Origin of the sequence: Mesorhizobium erdmanii USDA 3471 (assembly GCF_000472705.1) — a bacterium.
Classification (GTDB): domain Bacteria; phylum Pseudomonadota; class Alphaproteobacteria; order Rhizobiales; family Rhizobiaceae; genus Mesorhizobium; species Mesorhizobium erdmanii.
Genome location: NZ_AXAE01000019.1, coordinates 1 through 24363 on the forward strand (window position 1 = coordinate 1; position 24363 = coordinate 24363).

22 protein-coding genes and 1 pseudogene are annotated in these 24363 nt (G+C 61.8%); 8 read left to right on the forward strand and 15 right to left on the reverse strand.

Annotated features, from left to right (window positions below; all coding sequences use genetic code 11):
- Positions 1-30: 30 nt before the first annotated feature.
- The 13 genes and pseudogenes from A3AU_RS0115815 to A3AU_RS0115880 form a co-directional block, all read right to left on the reverse strand.
- A protein-coding gene (locus A3AU_RS0115815) for an IS3 family transposase (protein WP_154674576.1) occupies positions 31-1178 on the reverse strand; the annotation gives its coding sequence in 2 pieces (ribosomal slippage) (positions 31-929 and positions 929-1178; 1149 coding nt in all).
- A gap of 202 nt (positions 1179-1380) precedes the next feature.
- Positions 1381-2154 carry a recombinase family protein gene (locus A3AU_RS0115825; protein WP_027053707.1) on the reverse strand — a complete coding sequence of 258 codons (774 nt, stop codon included), beginning with the start codon at positions 2152-2154 and terminating at the stop codon, positions 1381-1383.
- A 293-nt stretch (positions 2155-2447) separates the two neighbouring features.
- The gene (locus A3AU_RS0115830; protein ID WP_027053708.1) at positions 2448-3047 is read right to left on the reverse strand and encodes an ADP-ribosyltransferase domain-containing protein; all 600 of its coding nucleotides are present in this window, start codon (positions 3045-3047) and stop codon (positions 2448-2450) included.
- Between the two features lie 181 nt (positions 3048-3228).
- Positions 3229-4659: a hypothetical protein gene (locus tag A3AU_RS01000000135585; protein WP_051355383.1), complete on the reverse strand. Its 1431-nt coding sequence runs from the start codon at positions 4657-4659 to the stop codon at positions 3229-3231.
- Between the two features lie 768 nt (positions 4660-5427).
- The gene (locus A3AU_RS0115840) at positions 5428-5967 is read right to left on the reverse strand and encodes an NADH-quinone oxidoreductase subunit B family protein (protein WP_027053709.1); all 540 of its coding nucleotides are present in this window, start codon (positions 5965-5967) and stop codon (positions 5428-5430) included.
- A 19-nt stretch (positions 5968-5986) separates the two neighbouring features.
- Positions 5987-7504, reverse strand: coding sequence for a hydrogenase large subunit (locus tag A3AU_RS0115845; RefSeq protein ID WP_027053710.1), 1518 nt, complete (start codon positions 7502-7504; stop codon positions 5987-5989).
- 18 nt (positions 7505-7522) lie between these two features.
- Complete coding sequence (locus A3AU_RS0115850) at positions 7523-8974, reverse strand: hydrogenase 4 subunit F (RefSeq protein WP_027053711.1); 1452 nt, start codon at positions 8972-8974, stop codon at positions 7523-7525.
- Entirely contained in the window at positions 8971-9633 is a 663-nt protein-coding gene (locus tag A3AU_RS0115855) for a hydrogenase-4 component E (RefSeq protein ID WP_027053712.1), read from the reverse strand. The genes A3AU_RS0115850 and A3AU_RS0115855 overlap by 4 nt, the downstream gene beginning before the upstream one ends.
- Positions 9633-10589, reverse strand: coding sequence for a respiratory chain complex I subunit 1 family protein (locus A3AU_RS0115860; protein WP_027053713.1), 957 nt, complete (start codon positions 10587-10589; stop codon positions 9633-9635). The genes A3AU_RS0115855 and A3AU_RS0115860 overlap by 1 nt, the downstream gene beginning before the upstream one ends.
- Positions 10580-12601 (reverse strand): hydrogenase 4 subunit B, encoded by a 2022-nt coding sequence (hyfB, locus tag A3AU_RS0115865; RefSeq protein ID WP_418001068.1) that lies wholly within the window; start codon positions 12599-12601, stop codon positions 10580-10582. Before hyfB ends, A3AU_RS0115860 begins: the two co-directional genes overlap by 10 nt.
- Positions 12598-12912 carry a helix-turn-helix domain-containing protein gene (locus A3AU_RS0115870; RefSeq protein ID WP_027053715.1) on the reverse strand — a complete coding sequence of 105 codons (315 nt, stop codon included), beginning with the start codon at positions 12910-12912 and terminating at the stop codon, positions 12598-12600. Before A3AU_RS0115870 ends, hyfB begins: the two co-directional genes overlap by 4 nt.
- Positions 12913-13048: 136 nt before the next feature.
- Positions 13049-13795, reverse strand: a pseudogene (locus A3AU_RS0115875) (YoaK family protein); the annotation flags it as partial.
- Between the two features lie 130 nt (positions 13796-13925).
- Positions 13926-14198: a helix-turn-helix domain-containing protein gene (locus tag A3AU_RS0115880; protein WP_027053717.1), complete on the reverse strand. Its 273-nt coding sequence runs from the start codon at positions 14196-14198 to the stop codon at positions 13926-13928.
- A gap of 129 nt (positions 14199-14327) precedes the next feature.
- On the opposite strand from A3AU_RS0115880, the gene A3AU_RS1000000138965 reads away from it, so the two are divergent.
- On the forward strand, positions 14328-14510 hold the full coding sequence (locus A3AU_RS1000000138965; RefSeq protein WP_154674607.1) for a hypothetical protein: 183 nt from the start codon (positions 14328-14330) through the stop codon (positions 14508-14510).
- Positions 14507-14719 carry an alkylphosphonate utilization protein gene (locus A3AU_RS0115890; protein ID WP_027053719.1) on the forward strand — a complete coding sequence of 71 codons (213 nt, stop codon included), beginning with the start codon at positions 14507-14509 and terminating at the stop codon, positions 14717-14719. Before A3AU_RS1000000138965 ends, A3AU_RS0115890 begins: the two co-directional genes overlap by 4 nt.
- 338 nt (positions 14720-15057) lie before the next feature.
- Here the strand turns inward: A3AU_RS0115890 and A3AU_RS0115895 are convergent, their stop codons facing one another.
- A complete protein-coding gene (locus tag A3AU_RS0115895) occupies positions 15058-16227 on the reverse strand; it encodes a LacI family DNA-binding transcriptional regulator (protein ID WP_027053720.1) in 1170 nt (389 codons plus the stop codon).
- 624 nt (positions 16228-16851) lie between these two features.
- On the opposite strand from A3AU_RS0115895, the gene A3AU_RS0115905 reads away from it, so the two are divergent.
- From A3AU_RS0115905 to A3AU_RS0115930, 6 genes are all read left to right on the forward strand, one after another.
- Complete coding sequence (locus A3AU_RS0115905) at positions 16852-17808, forward strand: sugar-binding protein (RefSeq protein WP_027053721.1); 957 nt, start codon at positions 16852-16854, stop codon at positions 17806-17808.
- A 115-nt stretch (positions 17809-17923) separates the two neighbouring features.
- Positions 17924-19462 (forward strand): sugar ABC transporter ATP-binding protein, encoded by a 1539-nt coding sequence (locus tag A3AU_RS0115910; RefSeq protein WP_027053722.1) that lies wholly within the window; start codon positions 17924-17926, stop codon positions 19460-19462.
- A 58-nt stretch (positions 19463-19520) separates the two neighbouring features.
- Positions 19521-20516: an ABC transporter permease gene (locus tag A3AU_RS0115915; protein ID WP_027053723.1), complete on the forward strand. Its 996-nt coding sequence runs from the start codon at positions 19521-19523 to the stop codon at positions 20514-20516.
- Positions 20517-20600: 84 nt separating this feature from the next.
- Positions 20601-21380 carry an SDR family NAD(P)-dependent oxidoreductase gene (locus A3AU_RS0115920; protein WP_027053724.1) on the forward strand — a complete coding sequence of 260 codons (780 nt, stop codon included), beginning with the start codon at positions 20601-20603 and terminating at the stop codon, positions 21378-21380.
- Positions 21377-21967, forward strand: a complete 591-nt coding sequence (locus A3AU_RS0115925) for an SDR family oxidoreductase (protein ID WP_245235503.1) — start codon at positions 21377-21379, stop codon at positions 21965-21967. Before A3AU_RS0115920 ends, A3AU_RS0115925 begins: the two co-directional genes overlap by 4 nt.
- A gap of 167 nt (positions 21968-22134) precedes the next feature.
- On the forward strand, positions 22135-23172 hold the full coding sequence (locus A3AU_RS0115930) for a LacI family DNA-binding transcriptional regulator (protein ID WP_027053726.1): 1038 nt from the start codon (positions 22135-22137) through the stop codon (positions 23170-23172).
- 10 nt (positions 23173-23182) lie between these two features.
- Here the strand turns inward: A3AU_RS0115930 and A3AU_RS0115935 are convergent, their stop codons facing one another.
- Complete coding sequence (locus tag A3AU_RS0115935) at positions 23183-24358, reverse strand: mandelate racemase/muconate lactonizing enzyme family protein (protein WP_027053727.1); 1176 nt, start codon at positions 24356-24358, stop codon at positions 23183-23185.
- Between the last annotated feature and the right edge of the window lie 5 nt (positions 24359-24363).

A 24363-nucleotide genomic window follows, 5' to 3' on the forward strand; every position in this document is an offset into this window, starting at 1 on the left:
TGGCCTGCTGCCGGTTTTTCGGACACCTGGTTAAGCTAACATAGCTTTCTCCTCGAACTCGACAGGGCTCATATAGCCCAACGTCGAGTGCCGTCGCCGAGGGTTGTAGAAGCGCTCGATGTAATCGAACACGTCGGCCCTTGCGTCATCCCTCGTCCTGTAGACCTTGCGGGCTGTCCGCTCTGTTTTCAGCGACGAGAAGAAGCTCTCCATCGCAGCATTGTCCCAGACGTTGCCCGACCGGCTCATCGAGCAGGTGATGCCGTGATCGGCCATCAGCCGCTGGAACTGCTCGCTCGTATATTGGCTGCCTTGGTCGCTGTGGTGCAGCAGGCTGTCGGGCCGACCTCTGCGCCAGATCGCCATGAGCAGCGCGTCGGTGACGAGCTGCGCCGTCATCTCCGCCTTCATCGCCCAGCCGACGACGCGCCTGGAGAACAGGTCGACGACGGCCGCAACGTAGAGCCAACCTTCAGCGGTCCAGATGTAGGTGAAGTCGGCGATCCACTTCTGGTTCGGGGCCGATGCCTCGAAGGCGCGGTCAAGGAGATTGTCCGACACTGCCGCTCGCTCGCCCATGTCCTTCGGCAGTCCGCGGCGCCGAGGCCGGGCCAGCAGAGCGTTCTGACGCATGAGCCTCTCGACGCGATGCAGGCCACAGGAGAGACCCTCAGCCAGCACGTCATGCCAGACGCGCCTGGCGCCATAGGTTCGGTCGCTGCTCTTGAAGCTGCGATCAATCGCCGTCACCAGAACCTCGTCGTGCCGGGAGCGAGCGCTGGGACTGCGATTAAGCCAGGCATGGAAGCCTGAGCGGGACACATCCAGCGCGCCGCACAACCATGCCACCGGCCAGATGTTCCGGTGCCTCGCGATGAAAGCGAACCTCATGTCACTTCCCTCGCGAAGTAGGCTGCGGCCTTTTTTAGGATGTCGCGCTCCGCCTTCAGCTTCGCGACTTCCTTGCGCAGCCGGTCAATCTCGAGCTGCTCCGGCTTCATCTGCCCATGGCCGGGAAACGCATGCTGCGGATCCGTCGACAGATCGCGCACCCATTTGCGCAGCACGTTCTCGTGGACATCGAGGTCGCGGGCAGCCTGGGCCACCGCAACGCCCCGATCCTTGATCAATCTCACCGCCTCAAGCTTGAACTCGCGGCTGAACTTTCTTCTTTGCATTCCCACTCTCCAGTTCCGTCAAACACCTTATCTCGGTGTCCGAAAAACCGGCAGCAGGCCATTCCTTACGATACTGGGCGCTAACTTTTCGAAGCTCGTCTTGCTGCTCGGCGGAGGCGAGATACGCTGCCATAAAGGCGGCGCTGCGGGAGCTTTCCTTACGATAGTCGGCCCTAACTTTTCTAAGGGCGTTTTTCCGTCCCTACGCAGACAATCGCGATCTCAACCTGATTACGCTCTGCGCCGTCCAGCGCCCCCCGCGAGGCGAGCGAAAACCCCGCTCGTTGAGCGCCCCGGCGAGCCCTCTAGCGGACAATGCGCCAGCCGGATCGACATCGCGTAGAATGTCGCGAAATTCTTCGGCCTTGCCCTGAGCCTCCCGCTTCAACACCGCCACCGCCGCACCGTTCCCGATGCCGCGAAGGCAGTTAGCGCCGTTAGGGTTCCCGAGGCGTAGGGGCCGCGTGGTGCCGTCTGCAAGCCGCCTCACAGGCTCATGGCCGTGCGCTAGCATCGTGGCGGCCTCCCGGGCCAGTGCATCCCGCTTCACCGCTAGGGCGGCCTTGGTGCGGCTCTGGATCATCTTCCGTTCGTGCTCCGCCACCAATGCCAAGACCCCGATGGTGAGATCGCATGCATCCGGCATATCGGCGGCCACGAACCGCGCTCCGCTGTCCCTCAGGGTGAGTAGGAAGGCGGCGTTGCGGCTGAGCCTGTCGAGCTTGGCGATGATGAGCGTGGCCTGAGCATGCTTAGCGTGGCGCAAGGCCGCTTGAAGCTGGGGTCGGTCGTTGGCCTTGCCGCTCTCAACCTCAACATACTCTCTTAGCGGCTCAGCGGCGGCCCCTGCGCGGCTTCGGATGTAAGCGGCCACGGCTTCGCGCTGCGCCTCAAGGCCGAGGCCTGACGCGCCTTGGCGAGCCGTAGAGACGCGCAGATAGGAAACGAAGAGGGGGGCGGTGATGGCGTTAGACATGGGTTCGCTCCTGAGCTATTCCCAAACAGTCTAACGAGGGTTGGGCGATTTGTGAATAGCAGTTTTAGGAGCTAAAGAGCCGATCGGCACCGCCTATCCGCGCGAAGATTGCATCCTCTTTTGAAGTCGCGACACTGGTTCGGCGAGTACCTCAGTGGCCAGATATCTACGGCCAGCCGCTTTCTCTTTCTCGGAGAGCGACCGCACTGGCTTATCGTTTTTCGATCCGGGACCCTTGACGCGCACTAGCGTCAACAACTCAGACTGCGTTTTGATTTTCCGTCCAGATGTAATCATGGCAGTTCGTCCAAAAATATCGCTGCTTTGCCTTTTGACGCGACGACCTCGACTATTTGAAAGGATTGCCCAGCGGGCAACAGCACTTCGTTCTCATCGTACTCTGCGGCGAGGAACCATATCCGATGTGCAGTAAGCGCCCTAATGGTAAACAGCACATTACCGAAGTAGGCTTCATTTTCCTTAACGGCAGCGCTTGTGAAGCCGGGAAATCTTATCACCTGACCAACGTCATATCTGGCCGCAAAAGCGTCAACGTCAAGGGTGTGATAGCCTCTGTATACCAGACCCCCATTTAGGACATAAGGGGGCAGCTTGCCGAGAGCGTGGTTCAAAACGCCCTTGAACTGCAAGATTTCGGGGGTCGCTTTTTCCTTCCAGAGAGCACCGTTTATATGATCATGCCAAGCGACACCGGTCGAATACACGTAGAATGCCAATGCCTCATACCCGAGTATTGCTTCCGTGTAAGGCTTATCGAGGTCACCAAAGCGCGTGGCATATCGCTCGGCAGTTTCGGTTCCAACAATTTTTGCCACGCACTCAAGAAAGGCCCCGCCATTCATGTCAATTAGTTTGCCCCCCTCGGCCAACATTCGAAAGCACCCTAGCAAGACACGCCCTCGGCAAATAGAACCGTTTGCATTCAAGACGTGGAAATCAACGGAAATCGTCTAGCTGCACATCAGAAGATGCTACTGAGGGTCCCCCTTAAGGAGCAAACGTGTTGGCTGGGCACTCCCGCGCAGGAGAGCGCCTCTGGGTCTGCGCCACCGATCAATGGGTGATTTCGTCAAACCTCCGCTGAAGGAACGTGTCGATGTCTGGACGGCGGCGGCGCTCGACCATTTCCAGCATTTGCACGAGGTCCGCGTCTTCGAGGACAAGCATGAAACCCCTCCCGTCCGCTGCCGCGTCTCGACACGAGGCGACGACACGAGGTCGTCCTTCAAGGCGTCGGCAAAGCATCATGCCGAAGAAACCTCGCTGAAGGCCGAACCTTCCGGAGAGTTGGTCAAGCTCTGGGTTCTCAACGTCATTGCTGTAGTTCTTGCACTCGACCGGTACGCTGATTGAGCGCGTCTGGTTCGCTTGAAGCATCCGGAAGAAGAAACCTTCCTGAGCGGCATTGGTGAACTTAATGTCTAGGCGCTTCCGACCCTCATGAAGTTCCCTCTCTTTTATCGGTTTGATGAGGCTCGGGAAGAAGAGGAAGGTGCTGATGCCCATGACCATGCGATGGTACTCATCAGCAGCACGGTGGCCGTGGGCGATGCCGGCAAGCCGATCGATCAGCACCCTAGCGAACACCGTCTCATCAAAGTTCTCTTCGAGGTCGTCATTGTCTAGCGGCCCCTGAGCCCCCTTGATCCTCTTGTATGCCTCAAGCACCTCAGGGTGGCGCTGAACGAAGGTGGCGAGATCATCCTTGATCTTTGGGTGCCGCTCCTTGACGGACTTCTTGGTGACGTAGCGGGTGCCGTCTCTCAAGGTCCGCACCAGAGCGCTTCGGCTGTCGAGGTACTCCTGCCGCAGAACCTCAATCATGTAGTGGTTCCAGAATTCCTGGCTGTTCAGGGTTAAGGTTCTGCGCACCGAGAATTTGGGGACCAAGAGGATGGGTTTGCGGTTTGAGATGGGCAGATCGTAGTACCTCGAAGTCCAGTCCTGCCGCACTGCGGACCAACAAGGGTCTAGCGCTACCCTCCTCGTCGGTATGTTGAGGAGGTCGCACTGCTCTTTTGTGTAATCGGCTAGCAGTCCACGAAGTATGTTGGTGGTGAGGTCGGAGATAGTATCGGGGCCGACGCCGCGAATGAATAGTTCTGCCTCGGAGATATCGGCAAGGACCCCGGTCTCAAGTGCACGGCTGTTACGTATTGCTTCCTCAAGGTCGAGCGCCTTGCCCCGCCCAACGCCTCGCCCTGCGGGTCGTCCTCTGGACTGACCAAAACATGTCTCATTCGGCTCATGCAGATTGCCGAGCAAATGTCCGGCTCGCTCGCGGTTGTCTTCGCGGAGAGCCTCAAGGACTTCTGAAAAGAAAGACCTTATGTGATCGCCGCATGTTGCTGACCACTCATCATCCCGAATTTGGATGGCGTAAGGGTCCAGATATAGGGGATTGTCGAGCGCAGTATCGACATCAACAAAGTCAAGTTCCGCTTGAGACAACTCGCCGCCGAATGTTGAGTAGAACGTAGCCATCGCACCCCCCGGTCTTCCGCCTGACCATAGCAGACACGTTGGGAGTTGGTACTGGCTACGCGGACATCAGGGCTGACCAAGAATGAGGATGGGGCGGCCAAGTTTTAAACGGGTCCCATCGCCGGGCCTACGGGGGGAAGATGCTATTGGGTCCCCTTTCGTGAGAGGACCTCTCAAATAACCGACCCCAAAATTTGTTGCCGGGGCTTCGCTTCGCCCGTCACCAGTGGTACACACGGGGCGGACGGCTTTCCAAAAAAGCCTTTTGGTTCAAGCGCTTTGATGCATTCCGGGCGTCTCCTGTCGGGTGCGCCAGATTTCGGCGGGTCCGTTCCGGGAACATGGGTTACGGTTTATACCGGAGACATAGGTAACGCTTTTGGCCCGAAGGGGTTTTGGAGTGGTTCGAGCCTGCATGTCTCGTCGTCGAAATATCCCAAATCGTAGTCCATGAAGGGCAGCGGCGTCTTATTCAGGTTGCCGGCGCCGGAAACTGCATTTGCGCGCCGCAGCCCGGCAACCACTCGACAAGTGCATCCAGCGCTTCGGAAATATCAGCGCCCTTCAGGACGCACCCCAAACGGTAGCGACGCGCCACCCAGATTGGAGTAGTAAATTCCGTTGAGTAACATCTCGGCGTTGATTTTGCCCATCCGCGCCGACCTCCTAAGCTTGAATCAGATTTGCGCACTTAGGGAATCCGCCGCCGATTCAGCCCCGCTCTAGTGGCCCCCGCTCTAGTGGCCGAAGAGCCCTCCACATCGATAGTCAACTTCGGGCAACACTGGCCTTTGAATTCACTCCCTCAAGCAAGGCGAGCAAGCCTTTCAGGATTTCGATTGGTGGCGGCGGGCAACCTGGAATGTGCAGATCGACCGGCAGCACCTCCGACACGCCCCCGATCACGGCGTAGCTGCCAGCGAAACAGCCGCCGTTCTGGGCGCAATCGCCGAGCGCGACCACCCATTTGGGGTTGGGAGTTGCGTCGTAGGTCCGCTTCAATGCCTCGCGCATGTTCTTGGTCACCGGCCCAGTGACAAGCAGGACATCGGCATGGCGAGGCGATGCGACGAACCGGATTCCAAAACGCTCGATGTCGTAGAAAGCGTTGTTGAGCGCGTGCATCTCGAGTTCGCAACCGTTGCAGGAACCGGCATCGATGGCCCGGATCGACAGGCTTCGCCCCAATCTTCTATGAGCAGCCCCGTTGAGGGCGAGTGCGAGTTCGTCAACCGCCGCGTCGCTCACTCGCGGCGGACGCTCGGTTAGCGGCGGGCGTATCAGGCTTTCGAAGAGGAGCTTGCGCATGATGGCTTGCCTTGGACCCTTAGAGGTCGTGTCCCGAATACGAGCAGTTGAACGATTTGTTGCATAGTGGGAAGTCGGCGACGATGTTGCCTTGAATGGCCGCTTCCAGCAGCGGCCATTGAAACCATGACGGATCACGCAGGTGACAGCGCTCGACCAGGCCGCTTTTACCAATGCGCAGCCAGGCCAGAATGTCGCCCCGGAAACCCTCGACGAGCGCCATGCCTTCATGCGGGCCGCCTGTCCGTGCAAAGTCGACACGGATCGGTCCACCCGGCAGCTGGCGCAGGATCTGCTCGACTAGGGACAAGCTCTGTTCGACCTCGTGAATGCGAATCCAGACACGGGCGTTCACGTCGCCTTCCTGGAGGAGAGGCACATTGAAGTTGAGCGCGTCATAGGGAGGATAGGCGAGACCGCGTCGCGCATCAAAGTTGCGACCGGAGGCCCGGCCGACATACCCTCCGGCGCTATATTGTCGAGCGAGTTCCACCTTCAGCCGCCCAGTTGCGACTGTCCGATCCTGCAGCGACGCGGTGTTGTCGTAGAGTTCCACAAGCGCCGGAAACCGCTGCCTGATCTCTGCGATCAGAGACCAGATCGCTGTCGTCCCCTCATCGCTTAGGAAGCTTGCCACTCCTCCGGGCACGATGCGGTCGCGCATCAAACGATGACCGAAGGCAGCATCGCTTGCCCGCAATACACGCTCACGCAGCACGCCGCAGTGGGCATGCATGAGCGCGAAGGCAGCGTCATTGCAGATGGCGCCGATATCGCCCAGATGGTTGGCCAGGCGCTCCAACTCGGCCATGAGCGCTCGCAGCCAGACCGCGCGCGGAGGAACCTCGATACCCAGGGCCGCTTCGACCGCGCGGGAAAAAGCAAGGGAGTATGCCACGGCACTGTCGCCAGAGGTTCTGCCCGCCAGCTTGGCTGCACGGTCGATATCGGACCCCGCCATCAAGCTTTCCATGCCCTTGTGCGTGTACCCTAGGCGTTCCTCCAGCCGCACGATCGTTTCGCCGCTCGCTGTAAATCGAAAATGCCCTGGCTCGATGATGCCGGCATGCACGGGCCCGACCGGGATCTGATGCAGGCTTTCCCCCTCGGCTGGAAGGAAATGGTAGGGGGACGCCGACGTGTCCGACGTCCGGACGCGGGTACTCAACGGATGGCTGACACCCCAGTGGCCGTGATCGAGCCACTGTCGCGTATCGGGCGCGCCTTGTGGCGAGAGCCCGAACAGGTCAGCGGCCGCACGTTCGAGGCGCAATGCGGGCGGATGCAGCCGGCCGACCGATGGGTAGCGTCCATCCGGGCATTTTAGGCTGACAACGCCAATGTATCCGGCGGTCTCGTCGAGTAGCGCCATATGGACGGCGCCTGGCTCGCCCCAGAGACCGAGCAGGCTCCACTGACCTTCTACCAGCTGGTCAACGGCAAAGCTCCATATCTTGGGGGCCACCACGGCGCGCTGCCAAGGAAAATGGTTGTCGACGCGTTGGCCAGCGAGGATAAGGTCGATCAGAGCGGGCATGCTTCTTTCTCTCCTCCTTCATCCCAGGAGATTGGCGACATGCTGGAACCATGTGACCAGTGGTGGCGGCAGATAGATGCCGGCGGCAAACACCAGCGCCAGGTGGGAATACATCGGAATGTAGGATGCCTCGACGGGCGCGGTGCTGCCGCGCGGTTCGCCGAAAGCGACGCCGGTCAGCCGAAGCAGCAGGGCGCCGAAAGCGAGCAGAATCCCGAATACCAGCGGCAGCGCCAGAAAGGGGTGCCTTGCGAAGGTCGAACTCACAACCAGGAATTCGCTCATGAAGATGCCGGATGGAGGGAGGCCGGCAATGGCGACGACGCCGATGACGAGTGCCCAGCCTAGCGCCGGATGCGTCTCCGTCAGCCCCCTGATCTCGGTTATGTTCTGTGTTCCCTTGACCTGTGCAATGTGTCCGACAGTGAAGAAGATCGCCGACTTGGTCAGGCTGTGCATCACCATGTGCAGCAGGCCGGCAAAGTTGGCGAACGGGCCACCCATGCCGAAAGCGAACACGATGATGCCCATGTGCTCGATGGAGGAATATGCGAACAGACGTTTGATGTCGCGGCGGCGGTAGAGCATGAAGGCTGCGAAAACAAGCGACGTCAGCCCCATCGTGATCATCAAGGGCCCCGTCGCGATCGCTTCCGGGCTTGCCGCGAGCAACAGCTTGAAACGCAGCACGGCATAGAGCGCGACGTTCAACAGCAAGCCCGACAGGACCGCGGAAATAGGCGTCGGGCCTTCCGCGTGCGCGTCGGGCAGCCAGGCATGCAAGGGCGCCAGGCCAACCTTCGTACCGTAGCCGAGCAGCAGGAAGACGAAGGCGACGTTCAGCAAGGCCGGGTCGAAATGTGCCGCGTGCGCGATGAGCACTGTCCAGACCATGGCATTCGTGCCCTCGCCAACAACCGGTTGCGCGGCCATGTAGACGAGGATGGTTCCGAACAGCGCCAGCGCGATGCCGACGCTGCCCAGAATGAAATATTTCCAGGCGGCTTCCAGCGCTTCATGCGTGCGATAGATGCCGACCATGAGCACGGTGGTCAGCGTAGCAAGCTCCACCGCCACCCACATCAAGCCGATATTGTTCGACACGAACGCCAGGTTCATGCCGAACATCATGATCTGGTACATGGCATGGTAGAACCGCAGGTTCAACGCGGTCAGTCGTCCGGTATCCAGTTCGTGCGCAATGTAGGAGGCGCTGAAGACGCTGGTCGTGAAGCCAACGAATGCATTCAGCACGATGAAGACGATGTTGAGATCGTCGACGAGCAGGTATTGACCGGGCTGTGGCCGATCCGTCACGAAAAGCGACAGTGCGGCGAGCAAGGTCAGCAAGCTCGCGGCGACATTGAGGCCAGCCGCCAGCCGGTAATTGGGCAGCGCCGCCAGGAGCGCGGCCGCGACGACTGGTATCAGCAAGATGGTGGCCACCGCATCGAGGGAAAACGCGGTCAACGGTGTTCTCCCCTGTAGTCGTCGAGCGCGCCGACATCGACCGAATCGAACCTCTCGCGGATGCGGAACAGGAAGACGCCGATGACGATGAAGGCGATGAGGATCGAGAAGGCGACACTGATCTCGACGACCAGCGGCATGCCCTTGGCTCCCGTGGCGGCAAGGACCAGGCCGTTCTCGAGCGACATGAACCCGACCACCTGGCTGACGGCATTCCGCCGGGTGACCATCACCAGCAGCCCCAGCAGTATGATGGACAGCGCGAAGGCCAGGTCCTCGCGGGCGAGGGGGTCGGCGCCGGAAGTGACCCGCAGCATCAGGACCATGGACAGGGCCACCAGGCCTATTCCGGCGAGCATGGTCGGACCGATCCCGACGGCGGTCTCGATATCGCGATGGATGCCGAGCCGCTGAATGATGCGATGGAGTCCGACGGGAATGACGATCGCCTTGAAAATGAGGGCAATCGCCGCCGTGACGTAGAGATGATGCGCGTCCTGGATATAGGCCTGCCAGGCCACCGACAGGGCGAGCACGATGGCGTGAACCGCAAAAACGTTGATCAGCGCAAAGAGACGATCCTGGTACAGCATCATGAAACTGACCAGCACCAGGCCACCGGCGAGCAGATGAGCGATGTCGAAGGTGAGGCCGTTCATCAGAGGCTCCGTGAGACGAACAGCAGGAGCGTGCCGAGCAGGGCCAGCATGAGTGCTGCTCCAAGGAAATCCGGTACGCGGAAGACACGCATCTTGGCGATGGCAGTCTCGAACAAAGCGAGGAGGACGCCGCTCGCGGCAAGTTTGCAGATGTAGAAAACGACGCCCAGAACATACGACCAGGGTCCGGCCCCGGCGGTCACGAGCCCCCAGGGAACGAAGACACAGGAAATCAGCGAGACGTAAAGCAGAAGCTTCAGGAAGGCCGCGAAATCGATCATCGCCAGATGGCGACCGGAATATTCCAGGACCATCGCCTCGTGGACCATGGTGAGCTCCAGATGCGTCGCCGGGTTATCCACCGGCACACGGGCATTTTCCGCGATCGCCACCATGACGAGAGCGATCAGCGACATTCCGAGCGATACCCGCAGGCCAACCTGCGGCGAGCCCATGAAAGCGGCCACCGTGGACAGTTGCGTCGCTCCGGCAACGAGTGCCAGGCTGAACACGATCAGGAGCATGGCGGGCTCGGCCAGGGAAGCAATCATCACCTCGCGGCTGGCGCCGATGCCGCCAAAGCTCGTGCCGACGTCCATCGCCGCCAGCGCCAGGAAGAACCGTGCGCTTCCAAGCAGCGCGACGATGGCTATCAGATCGGCCGTCCAACTGAATTCGAGGCCGGTGGCAAATGTCGGGACGAGCGCGGCGGCGACCCAGGTGGCGGCGAAGATCAGATAGGGTATGACGCGAAACAGCCAGGACGCGTTGTCGGCCAGAACGACCTCCTTGCGCATGAGCCGCAAGAGATCGCGATACGGCTGGATGAGAGGAGGGCCCTGGCGGCGCAACAATCTTGCCCTCACCTTGCGGATGAAGCCTGTCAGGAGCGGTGCCAGCAAAAGCACCAGCATCATCTGCGCGGCCTGGACCGTCAACTCGAGGATCAGGGCCATAGTGCGAGCACCAGGAGCAAGACGATGAGGAAGAGAAAAACAAGGGTAAGGTAGCGCCTGATCGTCAGGAACTGCAGATGGTTCAGGTGGTCGGTCGCAAAGTCCAGGGCCTTGCCTATGGGCAGGTAGAGCGTCTCCCAGATCACATCATGGACTTCCAGATTGAAACGAGCCGGACGGGTCTCCCCAGGTGCCGGCATCTCGACCCTTTCGGTCGCACGGAACACGAACGTGCCGAAGACCCGGCGGATAGGCTGTGCGAAGCTGACGCCCGTGTATTGCGAGCCTGCGACGCCATCCGCGAAGCCGCAACCCCAGGCGGGACCGCGACGCAGCGCGTGCGACGCGAAGCGATGGATGACATAGACCGCGGCGGATGCGGAAATGGCGATGAATACAAACACCAGCAGGCCGTTGTAGGAACTGCGGCTCGCTGCAATCGGCACGATCGAGAGCCAAGGCTGCGCCATCTGCACCGGCATGCGGCTGCCGATAAGCGAAAGCGTCACGGGGGAAAGGCCATCTATGACAAGGCCCGGCAGAATGCCGGCAAGCAGACAGAGCACGGCAAGGATGAACATTGCCGCCAACGAGTAGCGGTCGGCGTCGTGCGCGTGTTCCACAGCCGAGGACCGTGGCCGGCCCAGGAACGTAATTCCGAAGGCCTTTACGAAGCAGGCCGCGGCCAGCGCCGCCGACAGCGCCAGCAGACCGCCGACGGCGGGCACCATCACTTTCAGGCCCCATTGCGGCAAATCCGGGCTCTGCAGGACAGCCTGGAAAGCCAGCCATTCAGAGACGAAGCCGTTGAAGGGCGGAAGCGAGGAGATCGCCACGCAGCCGACGAGAAAGACGAAGCTGGTCTGCGGCATCCGATGGATAAGACCGCCCAGCTTCTCCATGTCCCGTTCGCCGGTCGCCGTGAGCACGGCGCCGGCGCCGAAGAAAAGCAGGCTTTTGAAGAACGAATGGTTGAGAGCGTGGAACAGCGCGGCGGTAAGCGCCAGCGCCGCCGCCGATGGCATGGCGTTCGCCTTGAAGGCGAGCGCGAGACCAAGGCTTACGAAGATGACGCCGATGTTCTCGATGGTGCTATAGGCGAGCAGCCGCTTGAGGTCCTTTTCCATCAGCGCGTAAAGGATCCCCAGGACAGCGGTGAGGCCTCCGAAGAAAAGGACGATGATGCTCGACCACCATGTCGGTTCACCGAGCAGGTCGAAGATGACGCGGATGAAGCCATACACGGCGACCTTGGTCATGACGCCGCTCATGAGAGCCGAGACATGGCTTGGCGCGGCCGGGTGAGCGAGCGGAAGCCAAACGTGCAGCGGAACGAGACCAGCCTTGGACCCGGCGCCAAGCAACATGAGAGCCAGGACGAAGGTGGCGACCAGCGGGGTTGGCCCCGCGGCACGCATCGCTTCGAACGTGTAGTTTCCGCCCGGCCCTGATAACAAGCCAAGCGCAAGCAGCAGCGCCAGCGTGCCGAAGCTCGCCATCACGAGATAGATGTAACCGGCCCGTGCATTTTCCCGTTCGCGATGGTGGACGATGACCAGCGCCCAGGAAGAGAGCGACATGAATTCCCAGGAAAGCAGGAAGGTGAAGGCGTCGTCCGCCAGCACGACCAGGTTCATTCCGGCGAGGAAGGCGGGGAAGAACGGCAGCACCCGGTGCGGCGAGGGTTCGTGGCTGCCATAGCCGAGACCGTAGAGGCTGGCCATGGCGCCGCCGAAATCGATGACGCCGAGGAAGAAAGTCGAGAGCGCATCCAGGCGGAAATGAGCCCCGATCCAGGGCAGCCCGACCGGCAATACGGCAGTCGACGGCGTGACGGGGTCTTCCAGGACGCGACCCGCGAGAACCAGGAGCGCGGCGACCGAAATACCGAGCGTCAAGCCGTAGACGAGGCGCGTTCCCGAGCCCGGCGTGCGGTTCACCGCAATCGCGAGCACCGCAGTCCCCAGGAGCGAAGCAACGCCCCACAGAAGGACTGCGGCGTCCGAAATCACGGCACGCTCCTCGCAGCGAGCTTAGTGCCCGCATCGTCCCCGCCCAGAACCTTGACGGGGTCGAAATCCGCCTTGAGCCGCACGCCACGTCCACCGATCTGGCTGGTGGCGCCCTCGGCGATCAGCTCGACGCCGGCAAGGTCAAGGGCCCCGATCAACTTCATCAGAGAATCGACGTTGCCCCGGATGATCGACTCGCTGGCTTCCATGCGCTGAATTGTCGGCACCGAAAGGCCGGACAATTCGGCCAGCCTGCGCTGGTCAATGCCGAGGAGCGCCCTCGCGGCACGCAACTGTGGAGCAGTTATCACGGGTTGCATCCCTTATTGTCAACTTTGAGATATTGTCTCTGCCGGTTGCAGCATATATTAAAATGCGGTGCATTCAACAAATGATGCGTGACACATCTATCCCTGCGCTATTTGAAACCGCGAGCTACTGGCGAAGCCGCCTCATGCGGACGGAGACATCCTCCAAGACCGGCATGGAGGCAAGCATCAGGAGAATGGCTGCGAGAAACAGCGTCGCCGCAAAGCCGACGTGCTTGAAGCCCAAAGCGCCGATGACACCCCCGATAAAGAACAGGGCAACAAGCGACGCAAGCAGTCTCAGCTTCCTTCGATCTGCCTTCACGAACAGTCCGTCCGAGTCATTCCGTGACATGTTCCAATAGAGCAGCTTGCCGAGTTCGATGCCCATATCAGTCACCAGGCCGGTGATATGCGTTGTCCGGATTCTGGCTTCCGATAGTTTGGTGATGATTGCGTTCTGCAACCCCATGATGAAGCAAAGCAGCATTACCGTCATTGGCACGAACAGAGCCTCATGGCGCGCAAGGTGGCTGCCGAGCAGACCGAAGCAGATCAGCAGGATCGCTTCCAGGACGAGCGGAAACGCATACTCGCTCTGCAGATGTTGCCGTCGTCCCCAATTCACCAGCACCGCGGAACAGGCCGCTCCGGCAACAAACGACAGGAAGGCCCCCAATCCGGAAAGCACCAGTTCGACATTGCCGAGTGCTAGGTGATCAGCCATCGACGAAACGATGCCTGACATGTGGGACGTGTATTGTTGGACCGCCAGAAACCCGCCGGCATTGGCTGCCCCCGCGACAAAGGTCAGGAACCGGGCGAGGTGCCGGTCGGTTCTGTCGCTTCGCTCCTTCCCGGCTAGTCGACGTAGATAGAGGATCATGAGCGAACCATGCCTTTCCGTGCGCAAAGGCGGGGCCGCAAGCTGACGTGCCGGAAAAGGCTCATTGGGGTGTTTCTGGAAGACAAGGAAGACGAAAGAATGCGTGGCGCCGAGGTGTGCCTTGTGTGGCTTAGTTTGGCCTGCCCAATGGCGTATCCGGATGCCGGAACCTGACGCCACGGCCGCCATCCTCGCTACGCACATGTTCGCTGAGAAGTTCGACGCCGGCGCGGCTCAGCGCATTGAGCACTTTCATCAAGCTATCGGCAACGCCTCGCACATTGCCCGGGCTGGCTTCCATTCGTTGGATCGTCGGCAGCGAGACGCCTGCCATTTCCGCCAAGGTTTTCTGGTCGATGTCGAGAAGGGCGCGAGCGGCACGAAGCTGGAAAGCAGTGATCATTGGGCATCAGTGTCTGAGTATGAGAAATGATATTCACTATGGTATCATTGACGTATAAAACATCAATACAAAGCGAAAAATAATGATCTGCCGCTTGGCAGCGGGAGCCTTGGCGATTATCGTGCCTGAATGACTCAGCGCTACAAACCTTGTCAGGAGCCCGCCGGCACCTGGACCGTCAATGATGCTCGTACCGGGCGCCCCGCCGAGATGGGCAGCCGAACCATCGTTGGAATGAACCAGCAGGATGCCGAGGAACTCGCGGATCTCCTCAATGGGCTGAATGCACAAAGGCAGGAAGCAAAATCATGAAGGTCAAAGACAGCAATGGCACTCCCCTGAGTGACGGAGATTCCGTCACGCTCATCAAGGATCTCAAAGTCAAGGGCACCTCTGTCACCCTGAAACGTGGAACGCTGATCAAGAACATCCACCTCACGGGCAATGAAGATGAGGTCGAGTGTCGAGCCGAGAGGGTCAAGGACCTGGTTCTGCGGACAGAGTTCCTGAAAAAGGCGTAGGGGAGCGGATTTCCCCACAATTTGGCGGACCGTATTGAAGACGCGTTCGTACGTTGCAGGGTTGCCGATGCAGGTCTGGAGTGAGGAAGGCCCTAGAGGTTTCGCTCATTCCCCGCCGCCATCTCGTATTCGATGCATTGGGCTTTCGGCTTCACTGAACTTTGGCAGGATTTGCTTCGACATCCTCTCGCTCAGAGCAAGTGGCTGAATAACATTGCACAGCACAGCCGTGAGAAAGGCCGTAAGCCGGAGCCGCGGCGCGCAAAGAGCAATCTTTCGGTAAGTCTCGGATTTTTACTCCGAAGGCAGAGAGTTCGAATCTTGCCGGGCGCGCCATCTCACGATGAGCCCGCGCCCACCGCCCTTACACTCTCCCGCTCCACCAGGGGGCACTCCAGCTTGGTGATCGGATACCGCCCCCGTCCGGCCACCGCTGGCGTTTCCAGCTGTTCGATCGCCCATTGGCCCATCGCCATGTGCGGCAGGATCGAGGTGGTCAGCGGCGGGAAGAGGTGGCGGGCGATTTCCTCGTCGTCGTAGCCGACCACCGAGATGTCCCGCGGGATGTGCAGGCCGGCTTCCTTCAACGCCTCGTAGCAGCCGATCGCGGTGCGGTCGTTCTGGCAGAAGATGGCGGTCGGGCGGTCTTTCAGCGCGAGCAGCTTCACCGTCGCGGCGTAGCCGGCGCTGGCCGACCAGTCGCCTTCGACAACGAGGTCGGCGTCGAACGGGATGTCGGCGGTGGCGAGCGCGCGGCGGTAGCCTTTCAGGCGGTCCTGCGCCGCCTGCATCCACGGCTCGCCGGTGATGGTGGCGATGCGGCGGTGGCCGTGGCTGATCAGATGGCGGGTCGAACTCTGGCCGCCGGCGATCTCTGAAGGCACCACGGCGGGGAAGGCATAGTCCGCCGTGTAGCAGTTGAGCAGGATCACCGGAATGTCGAGGCCGTAGAGGAAATCGGGCGCCGTGATCTCGCGGGTGAAGATGGTCATGTAAATCAGGGCAGAAATGCCCCGCCTTGTCAGCGCCTGGATGGCGCGCGGCTCCATGACGGCGTCGCCCATGGTCTGCGCCACCAGAAGCACGTTGCCGGCATTCCACGAGGCCTGGCGCGCGCCCTCGATCGCGACCACCGCCTCGGGGCTGGTGGCGAGCTGGTCGACGACGAAGCCGATTACCCCGTCGAGCCGGTCGAAGGCGGGCCCCTCTAAGGCCGGTCTCGCGAAGGCCTGCCCGCCGAGCACGGTCCGTTCGAAAGCGGTCGGGGGCTTTTCCAGCGCCGAGAAGGCGGGGGCGCTGTAGCCCAGCGCCCGTGCCGCCTCGATGACCCGCTCCCGGGTCTGCCGCGACAGCTTTATCCCCGGCGAATTGTTGAGCACGAAGGAGACGGTCGCTTGCGAACAGCCGGCGGCCCTGGCGATGTCGGTCATGGTGACCCGCCCCTTGGGCTTCGCCGGCGCCTTGCGGCGCTTCTGCGTCTCGATGGCCGAATCCGTCGTCTCGCTCATGGCCTTCCTGTTCCCAATCCCAAGCCTGTCTAGCGGCGGCCTGTCGTGCCGGCAAGACGGCATTGCGGCAGGGATTTATAGAAATCGCCGCCGCGTTTATAGTTATTACTAGCCTTTCGGTCCATCGATCAAGTCGGTGATGGATTCTCGGGGAAGCGAGGCTTGGAAGGGCATGGCCATCGCGCAGCCGAGGCGTTGGCGCCAGCAGATCGGTTCCGACGTGGCCACGAAACGTTCGGATGTTGGTTCAAAACTAATACTGTTTACTAATACAAGAATGCGCGGTAACGTCAATCCGTCGCATCCGGCCGACAAGGTCCCAGGGGCGGCGGGAGAGCGAGCGTGACTGGCCCGATGGCGAGCGGAGATTGCCTCCGTCGAGCCTTGTCTCGGACATGTGATATGTCAGACAAATCGGACTATTTACGAACGGGATATGAGTGTCTAAAGTCCGTGATCGTGGCTGGGACGGCGCCAATCTTCCAGAGCCGGGAACCCCTGAGGAGGAGGGGCGTCCGAGCCGCAAACGGCAAATCCCAGGTGAGCAAGCAAGTTCAGTAAGCAAGGCAATTCTAGCAAGTAAGCCTGGCCAGTCCGACGATTGGCCAAAACGGGAGGTTGAACATGAAATTGATACGCAATGCATCCGTGGCCGCCGCAGCGCTGCTGCTTGGCCTGACGGCAACGGCGATCGCGCGTGCCGCCGACAAGCCGACGCTGGCCTTCGTCGTCAACGGCGCTTCCGACTTCTGGAAGGCCGCAGAAGCCGGCGTCAAGAAGGCGCAGGGTGAACTGCCCGACTACACGCTCGAGCTCAAATATCCGGAACAATCCTCGGTCGCCATCCAGCAGCGGCTGATGGACGATCTGGTGACGGCCGGCGTCAAGGGCATCATGGTTTCGGCCGTCGATCCCAAGACCTCGACAGACGGGCTGAACAAGATCGCCTCGCAAACGGCGCTGTTCACCACCGACTCCGACGCCCCGCAGACCAAGCGCGTCGCCTATATCGGCTCGTCCAATGTCGATGCCGGCAAGCAGGCGGCCGAAATCGCCAAGAAGGCGATGCCCAATGGCGGCAAGTGCCTCGGCTTCGTCGGCCTGCTCGGCGCCGACAACGCCAAGGAGCGTATCCAGGGCATGAAGGACGGCCTCGCCGGCAGCAAGATCGAGCTCGTCGACGTGCGCGGCGACGACATCGACCAGGCCCGCGCCAAGAAGAATGTCGAGGACGCGCTGGTCGCCAGCCCCGACATCACCTGCATGGTCGGCTTCTACTCCTACAACACGCCGCGCATCTATGAAGCGTTGCGCGATGCCGGCAAGCTTGGCTCGATCACCGTCGTCGGCTTCGATGACGATCCGATCACGCTGGGCGGCGTCAAGGAAGGCACCATTGCCGCCACCGTCGTGCAGCAGCCCTTTGAATGGGCCTATCAGGGCATGAAGCTGATGGCCGCCTACCTTAAGGGTGACAAGTCGGGCATCCCGGCCAACGGCCTGATCATCATCCCGACCAAGATCATCGGCAAGGATGATGTCGACGCCTACGCCGCCAATCTGAAGGCGATGTCAAAATAGGACCACAGGCAGTTCAGCCGGCTCAACTTCGCTTGAGCCGGCTGTTCGCATTGACGAAGCCCTTGCGCTTCGTCAATCTGCCCCAGAGGTCGGCTGCCAATCGCTGTCAGGCATGATGAACTATACCGACACAACCATCGCCGCGACCACTCCGTTCCTCAGTCTTGAGAACGTGCGCAAAACCTATCCGGGCGTCGTCGCGCTCGATGGGTTTTCGATGGAAGTCAGGCCGGGCGAAGTCATCGGCCTGGTCGGCGAGAACGGCGCCGGCAAATCGACGCTGATGAAGATCCTCGGCGGCGTCACCACGCCGGATACCGGCACCATCACGGTTGACGGCAACGCCCACAACAGCTTGAGCGTCGAGGCGAGCCTCGGCTCGGGCATCGCCTTCGTTCACCAGGAACTCAACCTGTTCGACAATCTCGACGTCGCCGCCAACATCTTCTTCGGCCGTGAGCCGCTGCGCGCCGGACCGTTGAAACTGGTCGATCGCGCCAGGCTTCGCGAAATGGTGGCGCCGCTCCTGAAGCGCGTCGGCGCCAATTTCTCCGCCGACACGCAGGTCGCCGATCTGTCGCTGGCGCAGCAGCAGATGGTCGAGATCGCCAAGGCGCTGTCGATCAAGGCCAGGCTGGTCATTCTCGACGAGCCGACATCGAGCCTGCCGATCGCCGAGACCGACAAGCTGCTCGACGTCATCAAGGCGCTGAAGGCCGACGGCATCAGCGTCATCTTCATTTCGCACCGCCTGCACGAGGTCGAGCGCGTTGCCGACCGCGTCGTGGTGCTGCGCGACGGCATGCTGGCCGGCACGCTGGGCAAGCGCGACATCAACCACGACCAGATGGTCAAGCTGATGATCGGCCGCATGCTGAAGGAGCGCGAGAAGGCCTCCGAGGCCGCGCGCGCGCCGGGCGCCACAGCACTTGCCGCCAAGGCCGTCCGCACCCCCACCTATCCCGGCCGGCCCGTCGATCTCGACGTCAGGCGCGGCGAAATCCTCGGCCTTGCTGGCCTTGTCGGCTCCGGCCGCACCGAGCTGGCGCGCGTGTTCTTCGGCATCGACGGCAGCCTTGGCGGCACGCTCGAACTCGACGGCAAGCCGCTGGCGCTCGGCTCGGCGGCCGACGCCGTCGCGCATGGCATCTTCCTGGTCCCGGAAGACCGCAAGCTGACCGGCATCCTGCTCGATTTTTCGATCGCGCAGAACATCTCGCTGCCCAATCTGCCGGCGCATGCGAAGCATCAGCTGGTTTCGGCAAGCGCCGAGACAGCGACCGCTGAGACGCAAAAGAAGAATCTCGGAATCAAGGCACCTTCGGTCGCGACCCGCACCGGCACGCTGTCGGGCGGCAACCAGCAGAAGGTGGTGCTCGGCAAGTGGCTCGCCATGAACCCGAAGGTGATGATCCTCGACGAGCCGACGCGCGGCATCGACATCGGCGCCAAGGCGGAAATCTACGGGCTGATGCGGGCGCTGGCTGATGCCGGCGTCGCCGTGCTGATGATCTCCAGCGACATGGAAGAGGTGATCGGCGTGTCCGACCGCATCGCCGTCATGCATGAGGGCCAGATCTCGGGCATTCTCGACAAGGACCAGTTCAGCCAGGAAAACGTGCTTTTGCTGGCGGTCGGCAAGCAGCCGAAATGATTTTTGCCGCCGGTCGCGCAAAGCGCCACGCGCGCGGGCAGGCATTGGGGAGAAGACGATGAGCAAGAAAGATCTCGGCCTGCTGATCCTGATCCTGGTGGTCGGCGCGATCGTCGCCATCATTAATCCCCGCTTCCTGCTGCCGATCAACCTTGCCAACACCTCGAACCTGATCGGCCTGTTCGGCATCCTCTCGATCGGCCAGGCCTTCGTCATCATCACCGGCGGCATCGAACTGTCGGTAGGTTCGCTAGTCGCGCTGCTGGGGACGCTGTTCATCGACTTCATCGCCGTGCGCGGCATGGAATGGCCGCTCGCCTTCGTGCTCATCCTCCTGCTCGGTGCCATTATCGGGCTGGCGCATGGCTGGCTGATCACGCGGCTCAAGCTGCAGCCTTTCGTCGTCACCCTGTGCGGCCTGCTGATCTATCGCGGCGTCGCCCGCTTCTACACCGCCGACGGCACCGCCGGCTTCGCCTTCGGACAGAATTTTCCCGATCTGGAATTCCTGACCGCCGGCCGTAGCTATGGCGTGCCGAATTCCTTCATCGCGCTGATCGTCATTGCCATCGTCATGTGGGTGGTGCTGCACCGCTCGGTGTTCGGCCGCTATCTCTATGCCATCGGCAAGAACGAGGAGGCGGCGAAGTACTCCGGCATCCGCACCGGCCGCATCGTCATGGCGGCCTACGTCATTTGCGGCGTGCTCACCGCGCTGTCGGCGATCTATTTCGCCATGTACACGCGCTCGATCTCGCCGGCCAGCCACGGCCAGTTCTATGAGCTCTACGCCATTGCCGCCGCCGTACTGGGCGGCTTCTCGCTGCGTGGCGGCGAGGGTTCGCTGATCGGCGTCATCCTCGGCACCGTGCTGCTGCAGGAGCTGCAGAACCTCGTCAACCTGCTTGGCATCCCGTCTTCGCTCAACTTCGCGGTGATGGGCGGCGTCATCCTCATCGGCGTGCTCGTCGACCAGCAATGGGGTGTGTTCCGGGCAAGGCGGCTGATGATCGATGCCGCGCGCAAGAACGTGGCGGGTGCGCCGGCGGAATAAGCACGCCGCAGTGGTGTGGAAGCTTGCCCGGCCTATGAAGATATTATAATAGCATAACCCGAAATGGTTCGGGGTGGGCGGGACATGCGCTGCGATCTGCGAGGCAAGGTAGCGCTGGTCACCGGGGCCGCGGGTGCCATAGGCAGTTCCATCGCCAGGCGCCTGTCCGACAATGGCGCTGTCGTCGTCGTCGCCGATATCAATGGCGAGGGCGCGGAGCAGGTCGCGGCCGGCCTGCGCGACGCGATGGCCTGCGCCGTCGATATCCGCGATCCAGTGTCAGTGGACAACGCCATCGCCGCGCTGATGCAGCGCTACGGCCGGCTCGACATCCTCGTCAACAATGCCGGCGTCAACACGCTGGCGCACCGCGTCACACTGGACGAATTCCCTCCCGAAGAATGGGACCGCATCACCGGCATCGATCTCGACGGCCTCTACGTCATGAGCCGGGCCGCACTCGGGCCGATGCTCGCCGCCGGCAAGGGTGGCCGCATCGTCAACATCGCCTCGGTCGTCGGGCTGGCGGCGATGCGGCTGCAAAGTCCGTTCGTCGCCGCCAAGGCCGCCATCATCCATCTGACGCGGTCGATGGCGATCGAACTTGGCGCCAGGGGCATCCTGACCAACGCCATTGCCCCGGGTTCGGTGATGACGGCGCTGACGGCAAAACTGTTCTATGGCGAGGACGGCAAGTTCGCCGGCCGCACGCGGGAATTCCTGGCCCATGTGCCGCTTGGCCGGCCGGCCGAGCCGCCGGAGATCGCCGAGGCGGTGCTGTTCCTGGCCTCGCCGGCCGCCAGCTACGTCAACGGCCAGGTGCTGGCCGTCGATGGCGGCTGGACGGCGGGATACATGATGTGAGCGGCGCGATGGAAATCGATCTCAATGGTGCCGCGGTCGCCCTTGACGGCGAGACCAACCCGATCGTCGACGCCGTGCTCGCCGCGCTGCGCGCCAATGGCGGTAAGCTTATCGAAGCGGCGGATACCGCCGACATCCTTTTGATGTCCAACCCGCTGCGCCCGGGAACGACGGTGCAGGATCCGCGCTGCCAAAATGCCGATGCGCGCAAGGCGGCCATGGCAATGGCGGAGCGCGGGGGCGGCCGCATCGTCTTCCTCATCTCGGCCACATCAGGCATGCCGATGCGCCGCCACCCGCGCTTCTCCATGGAAAATGCCTCGATTCTCGCCGGCATGCGCACGCTGGCCATGGAGTTCGGCCCGAAGGTGCTGGTCAATGCCGTCGGCTTCGGCGCGATCGTGGGTGAAGCCATGATCTCGGGCGACAAGGCCATGCTCAGTCACACACCGGTCGGCCGCCCCGGCAATATCGAGGAAGCGGTTGCCGCCGTGCTGTTCTTCTGCGACCCGCTCAACACCTACACGACCGGCCAGATGCTGGGCGTCGACGGTGGATGGACGGCAGGCTATGGGCGTAATTTCTGAACCGGTGATGCTGCGAGCCGCAGCGCTTCGCATGGTGAAATTTCCTGGCGGTGCATAGCTAGGTCCATCGCTGGAAACCGTTCGCCGCAACCGCTATGAATGGGTGTCTACTGCGTGATCCCCTGGAGCGTTGCCCTGGCGGATCGCGCGCTTTGGAGCCATTCGAGATGACCGATAGGCCAGGGGACGGCCCGGGCGGGAAAAAACCGCCGCGCCTTGGCGTGCGCGAGATCGCCAAGCGTGTCGGCGTCGCGCCGATGACGGTGTCGCGCGCGCTGTCCAATCCCGACATGGTGTCGCCGGAGACGCGCGTCAAAGTGCTCGAAGCGATCGAAGAGGCCGGCTTCGTGCCCAACCGGCTGGCCTCGAGCATGCGCGGCAATGGCCGCATGATCGGCACGGTGGTGCCGCCGCTGATCAATTCTGGCATCGCCGAACAGGTGCAAGGCATGTCCGACGAATGCCATGAGAGCGGCTATTCGATGCTTCTGGTGCAAGGCGAATTCACGCAGGAAGCCGAGGAGAAATCGATCCGCAATCTGCTCGGCTGGCGCCCGGTCGGCATGATCCTGCAGAGCTTCGTGCAAAGCGAGGCGGCGCGCGCGCTTCTGAAGAGCAGCGGCGCGCCGGTCGTCGAAATCTCGGAGATCAAGGGCCGCAAGCCGATCGACATGGTGGTCGGCGTCTCCAACTTCGAGACCGCCTATGCCATGACCATGCATCTGGCCGCCAAGGGTTACAAGCGCATCGGTTTCGTGTCGACGCCGATCCACGGCAATGACCGCCTGCAGCAGCGCCGCACCGGCTATCACGCCGCGCTGACGGAACTCGGCATCAAAAACCACGCCGACATGGAGGTCGAGGTGCCGATCACCGCGCAGGGCGGCGCCGAAGCGCTGGTGACGTTGACCTCCCGCCACAAGGACATCGATGCCATCTTCTTCTCCAGCGATACGCTGGCCGTCGGCGCCGTGCAGGAATGCCACCGCCGCCGCTGGGCGGTGCCGGGCAGGATCGCGATCGCCGGCTATGGCGACATGGACCTGGCCGCACAGCTCTATCCGCCGTTGACCACTGTCAAGGTCAACCGCTACGAGATGGGCCGGCGCGCGGTGCGGCAATTGCTGGCCAGGCTGGGAGGCGACACCAAGGTACCGACCATCACCAGCCTCGGCTTTGAGATCGTCGACCGCGAAAGCGCCTGATCGGAACAGTCTACGCCTTGGCCGCCTCCTCCCGCCGCCCCAGCCGCTTTTCCCAGCCTTCGGCGTGGACGTTGAGATAGGCGTCGGGGTCGTAGGGATGATCCATGATCGCATCGATGTCGAGATCGATGCCGAGTCCCGGCGCGTCCGGCAGCGACAAATGGCCGTTGTCCGGATTGACGGTCGGATGCCAGGTCACCAGGTCGCGCGTCCACGGGTCGTTGAAAGCATCGAAATGCTCCTGGATGAGGAAGTTCGGCACTGCGGCGGCCAGTTGCAGGCACACCGCTGTCGCCACCGGTCCGCCGCTCTGGTGCGGCGCGATATGGCTGCCATGCGCGAGTGCCAGATTGGCCACCTGCATCGATGGCGCAATGCCGCCGAGCGACATCGGCTCGGGCTGGAAAATGTTGACGCCGCCACCGGCCGCCAGCGTGTAGAATTGCCCGACCGTGTCGTACATCTCACCGGTCGCCACTGGGATCGGCGAGCGATGCGCCACTTCGTGCACGGTCTCCTGGCGGTCGCGAGAGGTCGGCTCCTCCCACCAGTAGATGTCGAGGTCGGCGAATTTCTGTGCTGCCTGCAGAGCGGCGATCTCGGTGAAGCGCGCATGCACGTCGATCAGGATCCGCGTGTCACCCGGTAGTTCGTCCCGCAATTTTCGGCAGATCGCGTAGGAAAGCTCCAACTCCTCGCGCGAAATGAAGCCTTGCGCGGTGCCGAACGGATCGAGCTTGAAGGCCTTGAAGCCTTTGGCCAGCACAGCCTTCGCGGCCTCGAGAAAGGCTTCGGGCGTCCGCTCGGTGCGGTACCAGCCATTGGCGTAGCCGAGCACGCTGTCGCGCACCTGGCCGCCGAGCAATTGGTGGATCGGTACGCCGAGGCTTTTGCCCAGTATGTCCCAGCAGGCGACTTCGATTGCCGCGATCACGGTGCGGTGGATGTGGCCGCCATCCAGCGACACGCTGTCCAGCATGCGCTTGGCCAGCGCGTTGATGCGGCGTGGATCCTGGCCGATGGCGAGATGTTTGAGCTCGTGCACGCCCGCTTCAGTGGTCTTGATGAAGCCGTTCAGCGTGCCTTCGCCAATGCCGTGGATGCCCTTCTCGGTATGGACTTTGACGAAGAGCCAATTCTTCCAGCCGGCGCCGACGGCAAAGGTTTCGATCTCGGTGATCTTCATGCAAC